Below are 17,541 nucleotides of genomic sequence, written 5' to 3' on the forward strand. Positions count from 1 at the left end.
TGTGGACGGATCATCTTCACACCGTCACAGTTATTCAAACCAAGTTTCCTGTGAATTCATTCCCGCTCATGGCGAAAGGTGCCTGGGAATATCCTGGGCATGCTGTGGGAACCGCGTTTCAGGCGTCCAGGATCATCGTTTCCAGCAGGAGACGCAGGGCTGCCCGAACGCTTTGCTCGCGGATCTCCGCCCGGTCACCGTGAAAGCGCAGTTCCTTCGTTGCGAAACCAAGCGGGCTCGCACAACCGATATAGACCAATCCTACGGGTTTGCCGTCGTGGGGCTCGGGGCCGGCGACTCCTGTCGTAGAGATCCCCCAATCAGTGCCGCAGACATGCCGCGCACCGGCCGCCATGGCCCGAGCGACGTCGGGGTCTACCGACCCTTTGTCGGCCAGCAGGCTCTCCCGAACCCCGAGAACCCCCGCCTTGACGGAGTTGTCGTAGGACACCACGCCTCCCCAGAAGGCTGCCGAGGCCCCGGAGACCGAGCAGATGGTTGATGCGACCATACCGGCCGTCAACGATTCCGCCGTGGATATGGTCTGACCCGATACAGTCGCCGACGCGACGATTCTGGCCGCCAAGGATGCTGCGGATTCCGTCTCGGGAACGCCCATTCGGCTCATGACCGTCCGTTCTCAGCCAGGTAATCACGCCGCAGGGTGACCGCCTTCGCCACATAGTCGATGCCAGTCACTACGGTGACAACGACGACCGCGGCCATCACGATCCACCCCGGGATCATGGCCCACCACCCGAGTGCACCGAGCGGAAGAATGAACAGAATGAGTGCGATCGTTTGGAGAACTGTCTTGAGTTTGCCCCCCTTGGAAGCGGCCATGACTCCGTACCGAATCACGAAGAATCGCATGACGGTGATTCCCCACTCGCGGATCAGAATCACGATGGTGATCCACCACCAGAGTTCGCCCAAGATCGACAACACCACGAATGCCGCTCCCGTCAGGAGCTTGTCCGCTATGGGATCGGCGATCTTGCCGTAATCGGTGATCAAATTTCTCGAACGGGCAATGTCCCCGTCGAGCTTGTCCGTGTACATCGCCACTCCGAAAATGACGACGGCCGCCCATCGCATCCACATCGAAGTCTCGCCGAAATGCCCACCTGCGACCAAGAACCACACGAAGAACGGAACCATCACGATCCGGACCGTGGTCAGAGCATTCGGCAGGTTGAGGTTCGACGGTTTGGACGTCTCCTCGGGTTCTTTTGCGGTGCTCATGAGTGTCCCTTCCACGGGCCTTCAATTTTCGGTCTCATCGGCCGGTCAGCTGCCACGCGTCATTGTCCCCATTCGACTCGTCTGCGTGATCGTTGTAGTCCGGCGCGACGTTCTGCAAGGATTCTTCCACGGGGTCCCCTCCAGGATTCGCACCACCGTCTCCGGAGGATTCGGGCGGCTCCTCGCCCCTGAGTTTGGCCAGAGCAGCCGGAAGGTCGTCCGGAGATACAAGGACGTCACGGGCCTTGGACCCCTCGGACGGCCCCACGATTTCGCGGGACTCCAAAAGGTCCATGAGGCGGCCCGCCTTGGCGAAGCCCACGCGCAGCTTGCGCTGCAACATCGAGGTCGACCCGAACTGCGAGTTGATGATGAGTTCGGCGGCCTGAAGAAGGACGTCGAGGTCGTCGCCGATGTCGTCGTCGATCTTCTTCTTCGGCTGGTCCTGGATCACGTCCGAACGATAGCTCACGGGCATCTGAGTCTTGACGTGCTCGACGACGTCGTGGATCTCCGATTCGGTGACCCATGCGCCCTGCACACGCATGGGCTTGGACGCACCCATCGGAAGGAAGAGAGCGTCACCCTGACCGATCAGCTTCTCCGCGCCCGCCTGGTCCAGGACCACTCGGGAGTCCGTGACGGATGAGGTAGCGAACGCCATGCGGGACGGCACGTTCGCCTTGATCAGGCCCGTAACCACGTCCACTGAAGGGCGCTGAGTCGCGAGGACCAGGTGGATACCCGCGGCACGCGCCAGCTGGGTGATGCGGACGATGGCGTCTTCCACATCGCGCGGAGCGACCATCATGAGGTCGGCCAACTCGTCCACGATCACCAAGAGGTACGGATAGGGGCGGATTTTACGTTTGGAACCGGGTTCCGGTTGAACCTTCCCCTCGCGAACGGCCTTGTTGAAGTCGTCAATGTGCTTGAACCCGAAATGGGACAGGTCGTCGTAACGGGCGTCCATTTCCCGGACGACCCACTGCAGAGCTTCTGCCGCTTTCTTCGGGTTGGTGATGATCGGGGTGATCAGGTGCGGTACACCCTCATAAGCCGTGAGCTCGACGCGCTTGGGATCGACCATGACCAGACGAACTTCGTCAGGGGTCGAACGCATCAGAATCGAGGTGATCATCGAGTTCACGAAGGATGACTTACCGGCACCGGTGGCACCGGCGACGAGCATGTGCGGCATCTTGGCGAGGTTCGCGACGACGAAACCGCCCTCGACGTCCTTCCCGACACCCATGACCATGGGGTGCGGAGAGGCGTGGGCCTTGTTGGACCGCAGAACGTCGCCCAAAGCGACGGTTTCCCGGTCGGTATTCGGAATCTCGATGCCGATCGCGGATTTGCCGGGAATCGGCGAGAGAATCCGGACATCGGCACTGGCGACCGCGTACGAGATGTTCTTGGACAGGGCCGTCACGCGTTCGACCTTGGTCCCCGACCCCAGCTCGATCTCGTACCGAGTCACGGTCGGACCGCGAGAGAACCCGGTGACCTGGGCATCGACCTTGAACTGCTCCAGGACGTTGGTCAAGGACTCGACCACGGAGTCGTTGACTTCCGAGCGTTCCTTGGCCGGAGGACCCTGGATCAGCATCTTTTGCTGCGGCAGAACATAATCCGTGGTCGATAGCGCGGCCTCACGGGCCGCATCCCGCTGGGGCTGTGCATGAGGGATGCTTTCGTCCGACGGTGCGGGTGCACTCGATGAGAAAGTCTCGGCTTCCTTAGGATTCGGTTTTTCGACCAAAGGAGAGACGCCCTCGTGGGGGTCCTCGAACTGAGTATTCGGCTCCTCGGGCTCCTGAGGAGCCTTCCGCTGGGGCGCCGCCTGCTGGGGAGAAAGGACCTCGGTAGCGTCTCCGTCCGGACTCTGGATCACGCGGGTCCGGTCCAGGTCCTCCTGGACGGCTTCGGCAGTCTCACCCGATTCTTCCCCGCCATCCCGAGCGGCACGCGCACGATTGAACTTGCCCAGGTCGAAGAGCTCGGACTTCTTTCTCTTCTGCGGTTTGGCGCCAGCGGCCGCGGAATCGCGATGGTGATCGAACACCTCGGTGGGCGCGGTTGCCAAACGGCCACCGTGCGGATCCGCCGTGGAGGCATTCTTGTCGACCACTGCCCTCGTAAAGGCCTCGTCACCCACGTAGGTGTCCAGGGGACCCGAATCTTCCTCGGTCTTCTTGCGCCGTCCGAACAAGGAACGCTTGGGTTTGGTCGTCTTCGCCTCGTCATGGCCCTCGTCGAGGTAGCTGCGATCATGCTCCGGCGCAGAGACGTCGGTTCCCTGGCGCTGAGGCTTCTCACCGACCAACCGGGCGAAAGCTGCTTGAATATTCGGCACGATCTGACGAATCGGCGTCGCGGTGATGATCAGGACCGAGATCAGAGCCAGGAGAATGTGGATCGCGACGGCGCCGGGAACCGTGACCAGCTTGGAGAACGTGGCCCCGGCCAACAAACCGACTATGCCTCCTCCCCCGCGAATGGCGTCCAGTCCCGAATCGATGCTCGGGGATCCGGCAGCCAAGTCGAAGAGGGCCGAACCGCTGATCACCATGAGAAGCAACCCGACGGCAATGCGGTTGTTGGCGCCCATATCCGTCGGGCGTCTGAAGGCACGGATCGCGAAGCCGCCGAGCATCACGGGCGCGACGAGCGCCATATGCCCGAAGGTTCCGGCCACCACAGCATGCCAAGCCGTGGCCGGCCAGGACACAGCCTGCACCCCGACGGAAGCAAGGCTCCACCATTCGACGGCCGCGGTGACCAGGGCCAAAATGAACATCAGGAGGGCGCCGCCGTCGCGCCGATCCTCAGGAGCCAATTCGGTGCGCAACGTGCCCATTCGACGGATTGCGCCGCCGACGAGATGGGCACAACCAACCCACGCGCCGAGGATCGCCCGGATGAGCCAGTTGGGCTGATCGGGTGCGCTAGTGGTCGCACGCGAAGAACGAGTGGCGGCTTTTTTGGTGCCGCTCGACGAACGCCGCGACTGCGATGCGCCCTTTTGAGGGGTGGGGGAAGTACGAGTCGCCATATCTTCCAGGGTAGACGATGAGGGCGGAACCCACACTCGCTCCGGTCAAAACCGCGCGAATCTGTGGATTACCGCCCTCGGCTCGTGGCTCTGCGCCGCGAGATATTCGTCTCTACTTCTCCTGATTGGCCTCCACGACCACGGGGATGATCATCGGTTTGCGACGAAGCTTCCGACCAATCCATTGGCCAATCGTACGGCGCACGATCTGCTGCATCTGGTGATTGGTCACGCGCTTGGCGGACTGCTCCTGAAGAGCGTCCTCGAGCGCCTCCGTGATCTTGGGAATCATCGGCGAGAAAACGGCGTCTTCTTCTGCAACGCCTCGGGCGTGGATATCCGGTCCTGCAACGACGCGTTTGGTCTTGCGATCGACCACAATCACGATCGAGACGAAGCCTTCTTCGCCCAACGTGCGGCGGTCCTTGAGGTCCTGGTCCGTGATTTCGCCCACGGACTTGCCATCAACGTAGACATAGCCACAATCGACGGCGCCCACGATCCGGGCCTGCCCGTTCTTCATGTCCACCGCGATGCCGCTTTCGCCCAGGAGAACGTTCTCCTCGGGGACACCGGTTTCCATCGCGAGCTTGCCGTTCGCAATCAGGTGACGGACTTCGCCGTGGACTGGAAGGACGTAATTCGGCTCGAGGATGTTGTAGCAGTACAACAATTCGCCCGCGGCCGCGTGGCCCGAGACGTGAACCTTGGCATTGCCCTTGTGGATCACATTCGCACCCAATTTGAGCAAGCCATTGATCACCCGGAACACGCTGTTCTCATTGCCAGGAATCAAGGACGAGGCCAACACGATCGTGTCGTCCTGGTCGATCTGGATCCTATGGTCCCCACTGGCCATGCGGGACAACGCAGCCATGGGTTCTCCCTGAGAACCGGTGCACATCAGAACAACCTCGTCATCGCGGTAATTGTCCACGTGCTTGAGATCGATCAGGACGTTCTCCGGAACGTGCAAGTAGCCGAGCTTCTCGGCGATCGACATATTGCGGACCATCGAGCGGCCGCACAGCGCTACCTTACGGCCTCGCTCGACCGCGGCGTCGATCACCTGCTGAACACGGTGAACGTGAGAGGAGAAGGAAGCCACAATGATGCGTTTGGGGGCGTCCCGGAAGACGTCGGAGAGCACCGGACCGATGTTCTTCTCCGTAGGAGTGAACCCAGGGACCTCCGCGTTGGTCGAATCCGGAAGGAAAAGATCGACGCCTTCCTCACCCAGTCGGGAGAAGTGACGCAAGTCGGTGATGCGACCGTCCAGAGGAAGCTGATCCATCTTGAAGTCGCCGGTGTGCAATACCGTCCCGGCCTTGGTTCTGATGAAGACAGCCAAGGCATCCGGAATCGAATGGTTCACGGCCACGAATTCGCATTCGAACGGCTTGAGATCCTCGACATCGCCTTCCGCGACGGCCATGGACGTCGAGCGAATACGGTGCTCCTGAAGCTTCGCCTCAACCAGGGCCAGAGTCAGCTGCGAACCGATCAAGGGGATATCGGGCCGACGCTTGAGCAGATACGGAACCGCGCCGATGTGGTCCTCGTGACCGTGGGTCAGGACAATGGCAACGATGTCGTCGAGACGATCAAGAATATGGTTCAGATCCGGCAGGATCAGGTCGACGCCAGGCTGGGTCTCCTCTGGGAAGAGAACACCGCAGTCTACGACCAGGAGCTTGCCGTTGAGTTCGTAGACCGTCATGTTGCGGCCTATCTCACCCAGTCCGCCGAGGGCCAGAACACGCAGAGTGTCCTTTTGCAGCTTCGGAGGTTTGGGCAAATCGGTAGGTATCTGGGTCACGGGACCCCTTTCTGATGATGAAGGCCCCGCCGGCTCTGCAGCGGGGCCCGTGAGGTTATTCGATGCTTGAGGCGGCGGCTGACCCTTCGAGGTCTGACCGAATTCGTGCGGTCTCCGCCTCGGTGGGTTCAACGTGCGGCAGGCGCACCGTATTGGTTGCGAGCCTTCCCTGCCATTGAAGAATTGTTTTGGCGGCCACGGCCCCGGGAACCCGGGTCATGGTCGCGGTGACGACCGGATGTACATCCCGATGGATTCGCTGCGCGGTGGCCAGATCGCCCCGAACGACGGAATCGATGAGATCGCGGAACTGCTCCGGAATCACGTGCGTGGTCACTCCGATGAGTCCCTGCGCACCGATGGCCATCCAGGGGAGGGTCAATCCGTCGTCGCCCGAGTAAAACTGAAGGTCCGTCCGAGACATCACTTCGGTTGCGCTCGCGAAATCTGCCTTGGCATCTTTGACGGCAACAATATTCGGGTGTTCTGCGAGCGCGACCATGGTTTCGGGCGCGATCTGGATCCCGGCGCGGCCGGGGATGTCGTACAACATGATCGGGGTCTTGACCGAGTCGGCCACGGTGCGGAAGTGCGCCAGAAGTCCCGACTGAGTCGGCTTGTTGTAATACGGGGTGACGACCAGGAGACCGTCGACGCCGACTTCTTCAGCGAGCGACGCTACATGAATCGTGTGCTGAGTGTCGTTGGAGCCGACACCAGCGATAATCGAAGCCTTGTCCCCCACGGCGTCCTTGACGATGCGGAAGACACGGGCGTTCTCCTCGTCCGTCATGGTCGAGTATTCGCCTGTGGTTCCGCAGACGACGAGACCATCGTTGCCGCGCGCGACGAGCTCTTGGGCGAGCTCGGCGGTGGCTTTCTCGTCCACGGATCCGTCCGCCGCGAAAGGAGTGACCATCGCGGTCAGGAGGCGACCGAACAGGGGCTCAACGGGGGCTGTGTTCTCGATCGAAGACTCAGACATGTCTCCCAGGCTACAGCAAATTCACGCCTCCTCGCCTTGCGACAAAGCACCGGCGGCCCTGCCCTGATACAAAGCCACGGCGTCACGCATGGAGCGTCTTGCCCTCTTGCGGTCTCCGGCCGCGTCGTAGGCACAGGACAGCCGGAACCACGTGCGCCAATTTTCGGGGTCGGCCTCGACTTCCTGCTGGTACACCGGAAACTCCGCATCCGCGGCATCCCGGTCGATACCGCCAGAGGCAGTGCGCGGCAGATTGTCCTCGGGCAGGCCTCCTTCTCGTCCCAGGATTGCGGCGAGTTGTTGGACGCGCACTCCGAACAGGACTTCCCGGATCAGTGCCCAAGCGCCTATCAGCGGAAGCACGATCAAACCGGCACCAAGCAGGATTCCCGCGATGTCGCCCGAAGCCACCAGAAGGATGCCTCGCTGCAAGGTCAGGACCAAGTACAGGGCGAGCAGCGCGACCGTGATGGCCGCGAAAGTTTTGCCCTTGTTGGTCGAATCAATGAAGACGAAAGCCGCACTGAACGCCAGGATGACAAGAATGAAAAGTCGCGTCCCGGGAGGTACGGGGAGCAACCAGACGGTGATTGCGACCAGAACGACCGCCGCGGCCGTGAAAATCTTGAGTCCGCGCACGCTTCAGTCCAGGTCCAGGTAGCCGTCGAGCCCGTGTGTCAGCCCCGGGCGGTCACCAACGGTCCGTATCCCCAGAAGAACCCCTGGCATGAAGGAGACTCGGTCGAACGAGTCGTGACGAATCGACAGTTGCTGCCCCTCATCCCCCAGAAGGATCTCCTCATGGGCAACCAAACCGCGTAAGCGCACGGCATGGACATGCACATCTTCCACGACGGCGCCCCGAGCGCCCTGAGGGTCGGACTGTGTCGCGTCGGGGCTCGGCCCGCGTCCGGCACTTTTCCGGGCCTCGGCGATCTCGTGCGCGGTGTGTGCCGCGGTTCCGGAAGGAGCGTCCAATTTCTGAGGGTGGTGCAATTCGATGACTTCGACGGACTCGAAATATTTGCTCGCGGTCGCGGCGAATTTTCCCGCGAGGACCGCGCCGATGGCGAAGTTGGGGGCAATCAGAACGCCCGTTCCCGCATGTTCTGCGAGCAGCTTCCCCAACCGGTCGAGTTTGGTCTCATCCCAGCCCGTCGTCCCGACAACGGCGTGCATTCCGTGCTCGACCGCGTATCGGACGTTTTCCTCGCTGGCCGAGGGGACCGTGAGGTCAACGACGACGTCCGCCCCCGATTTCCCCAGGTCCTCGAGGCGATCCTGAGAACCCAGGGCCGCCACCAGTTCCATATCTTCCGCATTTTTGACGGCTTTGACGGCTTCTGAGCCCATGCGGCCCGCCGCACCGAGTACTGCAACTTTGATCACGTCAGTCATGCTTCCCACCCTATCGCCGCATATGTCGGTCACCGAGTTGCGGCGGACCAGTTCATGAGGAAAGCCTCAACCGTCCGGGAAGCAGGAACCGCCCTCACGTGATTACCATGTTCAGGGAAGTTTCCTCGAACTCCCGGTAAACCACACTCACCAAGGATTTCTGCCCTCTTCATGAATTCGTCGTCCCTTTTTGCGTCGCCCGTACCACCCGAGGCAGGACAAGAGCGCTTCCACCTGAGGGGGCTTGATGGGCTTCGAGCTATCGCGGTGATTTCAGTGGTGATTTACCACTTGTGGCCGAGAGCATTGCCAGGTGGGCTGATCGGGGTCGATCTGTTCTTTGTGATTTCCGGTTACTTGATCACCGCACTGCTGCTGCGAGAAGCCGCGTACACCGGAAAAATGCACCTACCCCAGTTCTGGATGCGGCGATTGCGTCGGCTGATACCGGCAATGGTCTCCTGCGTTCTCATCTGTACGAGCGTCGCGTTCCTGATCGGCGGCGACATCCTGGTCCATATGCCGCGGCAAGTGATCTCGGCCCTGACGTATACGTCGAATTGGGCGAGCATCGTCGCGGGCAACGATTATTTTTCGAGAACTTCGCTCGAGCTGTACACCAATTTCTGGTCGCTGGCACTCGAGGAACAATTCTATTTGGCCTGGCCGGTCATCCTCGTCACGACCTGCATGCTGGTGATGTCGTGGAAGAAACGCACGCTGGTACCCGCTTTGCTCTGTGTCGCCTCGATCTCCGCCATGGTGTTGTGGAACCACTTTGAGCCAGATATGACACGTGGATACTACGGTCTGGACACCCACGCATTCGGCCTGATGACGGGTGCGGTCCTCGCACTGATGATCCCGTGGAGCATGTACCCGCCGCGCCCCGGAATTCGGGTGCGGGCCCTCGAGCAGCGGTACATGCCCGCGCTCAACGTATTCCGAATCCTTGCGGGCTGGGCCAGCCTCTTCCTTCTTCCCGTGTTCGCTCGCATCCTCACCGAGGACGAACCCACGATTCTGGCGCCATGGGGCCTCCTGGGCGCTTCGCTTCTAGGCCTGGGGGTCATTCAGACTCTGCTTCCGGACGTTCGCGGCATCGGTGCAGAATCGCTTCGTCGGCTCTTGTCCCTCAGCCCTTTGGAATGGCTCGGCAAACGATCCTACGGTCTGTACTTATGGCACTGGCCTGTGATGACTCTGTTGCACTACGGCGCCCCCACCGTTCCCGACCAGGTCAAAAACGTCCTGGTCCTGATCCTGACAATCATCGTTGCGGCTCTGTCCTACCGTTGGCTCGAGCAGCCCGTTCGCCGAAAAGGCTTCCTCGGAGCCGCAAATGCATTTTTCCGGGCTTTCGGCCGGCCCGTTCGCGCCCGATGGGCCGCGATCGCATCAATGGCGCTCGTGGTGTGCGCGGTCACGGGAACGGTCGCGGCCTGCCTGAACGCCCCGCAAAAGACGCAAGCACAATCCGTGATCGCACAAGGTCGGGAAGCCCTGAAGTCGACCGAGTCGCCCTCGCCGTCCCCCAGCTCCTCGGGGCCCGAAGCGTACCGTCCGTCGCCTGGAGGAGAGGACGTCACGATGATCGGCGATTCCGTGACACTTGCCTCTGCGGACGCGTTGCAGTCCCATGCGCCAGGCATAGACGTCGATGCCGCGGTCAGCAGAAACATGTCCGCTGGGATAGACCTAGCACGCAAACGACTCGATCAGGGAACCCTGGGGCGGATCGTGGTGATTTCGCTGTCGACCAATGCCGAGGTCTCATCCGAGGACATCGACAAACTGACCACGATCTCGGAATCGGGCGAGACACGCGAGGTCGTCCTGGTCACGGGCCAAGCGCCCGAGAAACTCGATTGGGTCGGCCCATCGAACGACGCAATCCGCGCTGCCGGATCCGGAAACGACAAAATCGTCGTCGCGGACTGGGCAAAGGCTTCCGACGGCCAACCGGAGCTTTTGGTCTCGGACGGTGTCCATCCCGAGGCGGCGGGTCAGGAACTGTATGCATCGACCGTGGGAAACGCGATCGGAGAGGCCAAACAGAAACTCGCGCAACGGACCGGTGGCGGAAACGCTCCCGGCGACCAGCCGGGCCCCAAACCCGGCGGTCCGTGACGGCCTCGGCAGACTCGCTACGCAGCGAACTGCTAAGTTCGAATGTATGGCAGATCACCTTCCGTTGGAGCCGTCCACGAGCTTCGTTCTGACCGATGCCGACGGCAGAATACTGGCGAGCCGATCGCCCCAGAAGGTCTACTATGCCGCGTCGACTATCAAATTGGGCGTCGCGCTGGCCGTCGGACGGCACGTCCGTGACGGCTCGCTGAGCCTCGAGACGAATTTCGCGGCTACGAGAACCTTCAGAGGTGTGGACGGAGAGCCTTTCACCCTCTCGGGAGACCACCTGGACGACCAGTTTCCCCACGATGGCACCTGCTTGGCCGTCTCACAGCTCCTCCGTGTCATGATTTCTCGATCCTCGAATGAAGCCACCAACATCCTGCTGCGGGAAACGGGACTCGAGACCGTCACGGAAGTGTTCCACGATCTGAATCTTCAGGTCACCCGAGTCGAACGGCTGATCGGGGACTCCGCGGCCGAGATCCGCGGACTGACGAACGAGACGTCGGCCGCGGATCTGGTACACCTCATGCGCGGCGCCGTGACCGGTCTCGTCGGAGACCGCCCTCCGTTGCCGAATCCCGTCACGGTCGAGATTGTGCGTGCCCTGGAAGCGCAGACCGTTCCTCCGATCGGGCGGGTTCTTGGACCCCGCGTACGGTGGGGTTCCAAGTCCGGCGAGGTCCCCGGTTATCGCCACGACGTCGCTTTCATCGGCAACCCGGCCACATCTGAGGGCCGGTATTTGGCGGTGTGCACCCGCGGGTTCGAGGAGTCTGAAGCTGACGAGTCGATCGCCGCAATCGTTCAGGCCCTGGGCCTCGACTCAACCAGCGGCTCGGGAACAGGGGACGATGTCCGAGAGGATCGGACCTTGGACTGAACAGCGCGGACCGAACGACCGACTACGAGGTTGCCCCACCCTCATTCTCCCAATCTTCCTCGTCCTGCTCGAGCGCGGCTTGGTTGACGCTCGTGAGGAGTTTGAAGGATACCTGCTCGGCCAGATCCTTCACGAGGTACAGTCGGTGGGCTTCGGAGTCGGAGTCTCGAAGGGCCTGATCCCTGGCAATTTTTCGCTCGCCACGCAGCGCTCTGCCGATCATGGCCAGTCGCTCGCTGAGCACCGTGGCCAGACCGTCTCGCAATTCGACCAGGTTGGTCCCTGAGACTTCGAGGCGTCTGTCCACGACGTCGAGCGCGACGTTCGGATAACCGGCCGCGACCAGGAAATCTCGAGTCGACTGATCTGTGATCGCAGCGATTTCGTCGCTGACTGGGCGACGGGTAAACATGATGTCGACCATGTACTGCTGGGGCGCCTCGTCGGTCATGAGCGTCGGCGGCAGGGATCCGGTCATGACCGCTCCCAGGCCCAGAATTCCAGCTTCATCCGGGATATTTTCTATTCGCTCTTCCATATATGAACTCTACGCCGTATATTGCGCGGACTACAGCACGCCAAGAATTAAATTAAAAAGGAATTTTCAGCTGGCGTTCGGAAAAAGATTGTATGATTCAGGTACAGAGGAATTGCAATCCCATGATCGCTCGGAAAATGTCCGGAGCCTGCCTCTCTGCCGCGCGGCCTTCCCATTCATCGGGTGCTGCACGGTGTGGGACCAATCGACGCCTTTGCAGTCTTCGCGTTCACGCGCAAGGCCAGGGCGCCAGATGTGAGGACATCATGGCCACTGAGCCAAATTCTCGTACCCAATCCACCCGACGAGGCAGAACAGCTGCCCCACAAGAATTTACCGAACTTGCCAAGAATATTCGGCAGAGCGGTTTGTTGAGACGGAGATATGGATATTACTGGACCAAAATAATTGGCCTTTTCCTAGCATTTTCTGCAACAGTTCTGGCGCTCATTCTCATCGGAGATACTTGGTGGCAAATGATCACGGCCGGCGTGTTGGCCTGCGTACTGACACAAATCGCCTTTCTGGGGCATGATGCCGCGCACCGCCAAATCTTTGCATCCGGCCGGTGGAACGACTGGATCAGCATCGTCCTCGTGGATTTCCTCGTGGGTATGAGCTACGGGTGGTGGCAGCACAAGCACACCAAGCACCATGCCAATCCCAACAAATCCGGATCGGACCCGGATATTGAGCTCCCGATTTTCGCGGTCACCGCTGAACAAGCCGACAGTCACCAGTCTTCGCGTCTCAGGACGTGGGTGCGCGGGCGCCAAGGTCTCCTGTTCTTTCCCCTACTGTTCCTGGAGGGTCTCTCCCTCCATGTTTCCAGCGTCCAACGATTGGCCGCGCCAGGGAAGCTCAAGCGTCGGTGGGCCGAGATCACGCTGATCACCGTCCGCCTCACCAGCTATGTGCTTCTCGTCTTCTGGGTCCTCTCCCCCGGAGTTGCCGGTGCGTTCTTGGGCGTTCAACTCGGACTCTTCGGTTTCTACATGGGTATGGCTTTTGCCCCGAACCACATGGGAATGCCGATTGTCCCCAAGAACATGCGTATCGATTTTTTGAGAAGGCAGGTTCTGATGAGCCGAAATATCAAGGGGTCACGCTTCCTGGACACCGCGATGGGCGGACTCAATTACCAGATCGAACATCATCTTTTCCCCTCGATGCCGCGACCCCATCTCCGGAAGGCCGCACCGATGATCGCCGCGTACTGCGAGGAGCACAGAATCACGTACACCCGGACGAGTCTGCTCCAGGCCTACGTTCGTGTCGCCGATTACATCAACCGCGTGGGACTCGGCAAGAAGGACGTCTTCACGTGCCCCCTCGTCCAGGAACGCCAGTCTCCAGGCGTCCCCGTTCCGGTGGGGCATTCGTAGAGGAGACGTCAGGCTCCGATGACCGTCGCGGCTTCCCGCTCGCGGCGGTCGGAGGAGAGACCTTCGATCCAGCAAGCTATGCGATGCGCATTTCCGCCCCGCAGAACCGCCGCATGATCGCCATCAACCACGTGTGTTTCCAGAGAACTGCACAATGGCTCCCACGCGGTCGGGTCGGCACCGGCCTCGAGGGTTTGACGTGCCGAGCAGAGAACCACGCGACCGTCGAATCTGCGCGGTGAGTCCCCTCTCGTGTATCCCATGGCTTTCCACACGGACGCGATGCAGGTGCGCAGCGCGGAGTCGTCCAGGTTCGCCAACGCAGAACCGTGCTCCCGCAAGGCCGTGACGGTCTGTTCCAGACCGGATGGAACAGTCTCAGGCTCGATCCCGCCCATTCTCATCAGGGCGATCCACAGATCCGATTCCGCGGGCTCCGGTCGGGTGAGCCAGTACGCCGGCGGATACGCGTCGAGGAGTACGACTTTCTGGACCGGAAGACCGGAGTCCGAAGCGCGAGCCGCGACGTCGACCGCGGCGATCCCTCCGACCGACCACCCCCCGAGGATACAACCGTCCGGGGCCACTTGCCTGAGGGATCTCGCGTATTCCGCGGACAACGCTTCAAGATCCTCCGGCCACGGCGCCTCGGGCATCGCAAATTGCGGTGCTTGCAGGGTCCAAACCGAACGAGCAGGATCGAGGTACTGCAGAAGCGACGCATAGCACCAGCCCAGTCCGCCGGCCGGAGGCAAGAAAACCAGCGGCGCCAATGCCGGGTCCTGTCCACGGCGAAGTTGCAGCGCAGGGGCGAGTTCTCCGAAGCCTTGCTTCTCGAGTGCCCCGGCCAGCGACCGTGGGGTCGGATGAGCAAAGATTTTGGCCAGCGAACAAGACAGCCCGAAATGCTCTTCGACCCGGATGCCCAATTCGAGGGCGCTCAGCGATGCCCCGCCCGCCGTGAAGAAATCCGTTTCCGGGCCGACCGCGGGAATATTCAGCAGGTTGCCGAACAGCGTGCACATGACCTGCTCCCGAAGATTCTGGGGAACCCCGCCTTGGTCCGGAACGACCAGTTCTCGCGTATCCAAGGCCCTGCGATCGGCTTTTCCGTTAGAGGTGACCGGCATTCGGTCAAGCGCCGACCACAACGTCGGAACCATGTAGTCGGGCAGGTTCTCCTCGCAGTGGGTTCTGGCCGCCGCAAGCGTTTCTTCGGCCCCGCCCGAATCCGTCTCAACGAATGCCGCGAGGACGTCTTGTCCGCCGATGTCTTTGACGAGTACGGCCGCGGCATGAACGCCCGCGACGTCGGTAAGGACCGACTCGACCTCGCCGAGTTCGAGGCGCTGCCCGCGGATCTTGATCTGGTGGTCGCGTCGGCCGCGGTACTCGAGGACACCGTCGTCACGCCAGACGGCTACATCGCCCGTGCGATATATTCGCAGTTTCTCGGTCCTCGGCGCCGCGTCGTCGTGAGAGCGAGATGGTGCCGGATGCACAACCTTCAGCTTCCCTAAGGCCACTTCATCGGCTTCAGGTCGATTCAGGTATCCGGACATGATCTGGACACCGGAAAGACACAGTTCTCCCGGAACCCCAGGAGGGCACACGTGGCCGGTCGGATCGACTACGTAACACCCGGTGTTCCAGGCGGGTTTTCCGATCGGCACCACGCCGGCATTCGGGTCTTGGGACGTGTCCCACGCGGTGACGTCGATTGCGGCTTCGGTGGGTCCGTACAAGTTGAGCGGGTAGACCCCCAGAACCTCATGCGCACCACGAACCTGTTCCCTCGTCAAGGCTTCGCCGCTGCACACGAGGTATCTCAGCGACGTCGAAGCCCCCGAGAGTATGTGGCGCACGGACGGCGTCGTGAGGAAAGCAGAGAGCATCGTGGGCACGAAATGAAGGCACGTAACCTGTTCTTCGGTCATAAGTCGTGCCAAGTACTCAGGATCCTTGTGGCCTTCGGGGGCCGCGATCACGATCCTTCCGCCGTGCTGGAGGGGCCAGTACAGCTCCCACACGTGGACGTCGAATGAGATCGCGGTCTTGTGCGCGACTCGGTCCCCCGCCCCGATCGGAATCAGATGTTGCTGCCAACGGAGCCTATTGTCCACAGCGCGGTGGGTTATGGGCACGCCCTTGGGGCGTCCGGTAGAACCGGAGGTGAACTGGATATAGGCCCGATCCCCCGGGCGTGTCGAATGGCCAGGATACTCACCGGAGGCGGAGGGCGATGCACCGTCTTCGCCGTGGATTTCCGGCTCGCGCTCGAGAGAGCCAGCAAGCTCCCGTGAGTCGATTTGGCGGATCGCCGTCTGAGAGCTCGTCCCGAAATCCAGCCCTGCGATTGCCGGACCGTTGACGAGGACGGTGCACTGCGCGTCGGCGAGCATCGTTTCGACGCGCTGGGCCGGAAGGGAAGGATCAATGGGCAGGTAAACGGCGCCGGCATACAGGACACCGTAAAGCAGCTCGAACTGTTCGACGCCACGTTCTGTCCTGAGGGCAACCGCATCTTGAGGCCGTACGCCGGCTCGCACCAGGCCCCGGGCCACGGACTGCGCGGCGTACTTCAACTCGGCGTAGGTACGTTGCCTCCCACCGAAGCGCCCGTCGGCATCGTAGACGGGCCCCTCTCGAAGGGCTACGGCTTCCGGCGTCCGATCTGCTTGGATTTCGAACCTCTGGAGCAAAGTGCGGTGCTCGACGAATTCGTCAGCCCCCTGGAATCCGAGGACCGCGTCGATTTCCTCCGGCAGTGCCTGCTCCAGCTCTGCAGTGCTCCTGTTCTCGACGGCCGCCAGCGACCAGGAGGCGAGCCAATTCTTGATCCTTCGGACGTGCCGATCGACCTCATCGCGTCCGTAGAGCTCTGGATTCGCGGTGAGCTCCAGGCTCAGCACATTTCCCCGTCCCGGCATTCCGCGCATGCAGACGGTCATATCCGGAACCGGACCGGCGGTAACGTTGTGGACCCGCCCTTGCAGCCCGCCAAACCGTAGGACGGCGTCGAAAGGAACGACGTTGATCTGCGCCCCGAAAAGCTTTCCACCTCTCCGGGTGCAATAGCGTTCCAAATCTTCTTGTCGGGCCAGGGCGTGGGTCTGGTTGAAAACCATTTGCTCGCGGACCGCCAGAAGCTGCTCCCGAGGCTGGGAGACTGCCGATACCGTCACGGGAAGCATGTTGACCGCGGTACAACATGTCCGGGCCGCAACCCGGGGCCCACCGGGCACAGCCCTATTCATCTGGGGCACCCCGAACCGGGCTTCTTCGACACCGAGAACACGGGCCAGATAGGATCCCACCGCGGCGATAACACCGGCCGGCCACTGAGTTCCCGCGCCGCGCGCGACCGAAACCAGCCGATCCTGGATTTCGGGTTCGATCGGAAGTGTTGCCCGATGTGGACGTGGGCTGGGTGGGGCCTGCCGTTGGGCGAGCGAAAAATCTTCCTCAAGACCTTCGCGTTCGAGCCTGTCCGTCCACGCCTCCTGGTCCTTCGCACGCCGGGCGGCGTCGCCGAGATCTTGAGCCCGAAGCTCCGCCAGCCCAGGCCGTGATGCCGGCTCAGGATGGTGACCGGCGGTGATCTGACCGTAAACCTGCCCGGCGCGGCGAAGTGCGTCGAAGGCCGCAAAGCCGTCCGCGACCAGGTGGTGGACGCAGTGATAGAACCAGGTGCGTCCACCGCACTCGATAATCGCGGAATCGACCGTCTGGCCAGCCTCAAGGTCCAGGGCTTGCCCTGCTGTGCCGGAACACCATTCCAGTACCGCTTCTTTGGCTCCATCAGCGGGGGCGTCCAACCTCACGACTCGAGCGATATTCACGGATCTGGCGAATTCCTCGAGGCTCAACGGCTGCCACCCGAGTTCGTTTCCTCGTTGCACGAGCCTGATCCGCAGACCTTCGTTTTCTGCGTACACCGTCAGGATCGCGTCCCGCAACGCGTCAACGTCCGCCAACGTCGGGAATTCGATGCACTCTGCCGTGTTGTAGCAGGGATTGGCTGGGTCGAGCGTGGTCGCGAAGCCGATCCCGAGGGCCGCGTCCGTGAGGGGAAACCATTCGGGGTGCACTTC

At 61.6% G+C, this 17,541-nt stretch carries 12 protein-coding genes; 3 read left to right on the forward strand and 9 right to left on the reverse strand.

The window, feature by feature from the left end; all coding sequences use genetic code 11:
• Positions 1-118: 118 nt before the first annotated feature.
• The 7 genes from sake_RS09140 to dapB all read right to left on the reverse strand — a co-directional run bounded on the left by sake_RS09140 (position 119) and on the right by dapB (position 8,505).
• A complete protein-coding gene (locus sake_RS09140) occupies positions 119-628 on the reverse strand; it encodes a CinA family protein (protein WP_129360586.1) in 510 nt (169 codons plus the stop codon).
• Positions 625-1,245: a CDP-diacylglycerol--glycerol-3-phosphate 3-phosphatidyltransferase gene (pgsA, locus tag sake_RS09145; protein WP_178945862.1), complete on the reverse strand. Its 621-nt coding sequence runs from the start codon at positions 1,243-1,245 to the stop codon at positions 625-627. Before pgsA ends, sake_RS09140 begins: the two co-directional genes overlap by 4 nt.
• 34 nt (positions 1,246-1,279) lie before the next feature.
• A complete protein-coding gene (locus tag sake_RS09150; protein ID WP_129360588.1) occupies positions 1,280-4,303 on the reverse strand; it encodes a DNA translocase FtsK 4TM domain-containing protein in 3,024 nt (1,007 codons plus the stop codon).
• A 112-nt stretch (positions 4,304-4,415) separates the two neighbouring features.
• The gene (locus sake_RS09155) at positions 4,416-6,122 is read right to left on the reverse strand and encodes a ribonuclease J (protein WP_129360589.1); all 1,707 of its coding nucleotides are present in this window, start codon (positions 6,120-6,122) and stop codon (positions 4,416-4,418) included.
• A 55-nt stretch (positions 6,123-6,177) separates the two neighbouring features.
• Positions 6,178-7,107: a 4-hydroxy-tetrahydrodipicolinate synthase gene (gene dapA, locus sake_RS09160; RefSeq protein ID WP_178945863.1), complete on the reverse strand. Its 930-nt coding sequence runs from the start codon at positions 7,105-7,107 to the stop codon at positions 6,178-6,180.
• Between the two features lie 21 nt (positions 7,108-7,128).
• Entirely contained in the window at positions 7,129-7,746 is a 618-nt protein-coding gene (locus sake_RS09165; protein WP_129360591.1) for a hypothetical protein, read from the reverse strand.
• A 3-nt stretch (positions 7,747-7,749) separates the two neighbouring features.
• Positions 7,750-8,505 carry a 4-hydroxy-tetrahydrodipicolinate reductase gene (gene dapB / locus sake_RS09170; protein WP_129360592.1) on the reverse strand — a complete coding sequence of 252 codons (756 nt, stop codon included), beginning with the start codon at positions 8,503-8,505 and terminating at the stop codon, positions 7,750-7,752.
• A gap of 171 nt (positions 8,506-8,676) precedes the next feature.
• On the opposite strand from dapB, the gene sake_RS09175 reads away from it, so the two are divergent.
• Positions 8,677-10,635, forward strand: coding sequence for an acyltransferase family protein (locus sake_RS09175; protein WP_178945864.1), 1,959 nt, complete (start codon positions 8,677-8,679; stop codon positions 10,633-10,635).
• Between the two features lie 46 nt (positions 10,636-10,681).
• Positions 10,682-11,524 carry a serine hydrolase gene (locus sake_RS09180; RefSeq protein WP_178945865.1) on the forward strand — a complete coding sequence of 281 codons (843 nt, stop codon included), beginning with the start codon at positions 10,682-10,684 and terminating at the stop codon, positions 11,522-11,524.
• Between the two features lie 22 nt (positions 11,525-11,546).
• Here sake_RS09180 and sake_RS09185 read toward each other — a convergent pair whose 3' ends face one another.
• The gene (locus sake_RS09185; protein ID WP_178945866.1) at positions 11,547-12,062 is read right to left on the reverse strand and encodes a hypothetical protein; all 516 of its coding nucleotides are present in this window, start codon (positions 12,060-12,062) and stop codon (positions 11,547-11,549) included.
• A 476-nt stretch (positions 12,063-12,538) separates the two neighbouring features.
• Between sake_RS09185 and sake_RS09190 the strand changes: the two genes are divergently transcribed.
• Positions 12,539-13,447 (forward strand): acyl-CoA desaturase, encoded by a 909-nt coding sequence (locus sake_RS09190; RefSeq protein WP_243155673.1) that lies wholly within the window; start codon positions 12,539-12,541, stop codon positions 13,445-13,447.
• An 8-nt stretch (positions 13,448-13,455) separates the two neighbouring features.
• Here the strand turns inward: sake_RS09190 and sake_RS09195 are convergent, their stop codons facing one another.
• On the reverse strand, positions 13,456-17,538 hold the full coding sequence (locus tag sake_RS09195; RefSeq protein WP_178945868.1) for a non-ribosomal peptide synthetase: 4,083 nt from the start codon (positions 17,536-17,538) through the stop codon (positions 13,456-13,458).
• Positions 17,539-17,541 lie beyond the last annotated feature (3 nt).

Origin of the sequence: Kocuria sp. TGY1127_2 (genome assembly GCF_013394385.1) — a bacterium.
GTDB lineage: Bacteria > Actinomycetota > Actinomycetes > Actinomycetales > Micrococcaceae > Rothia.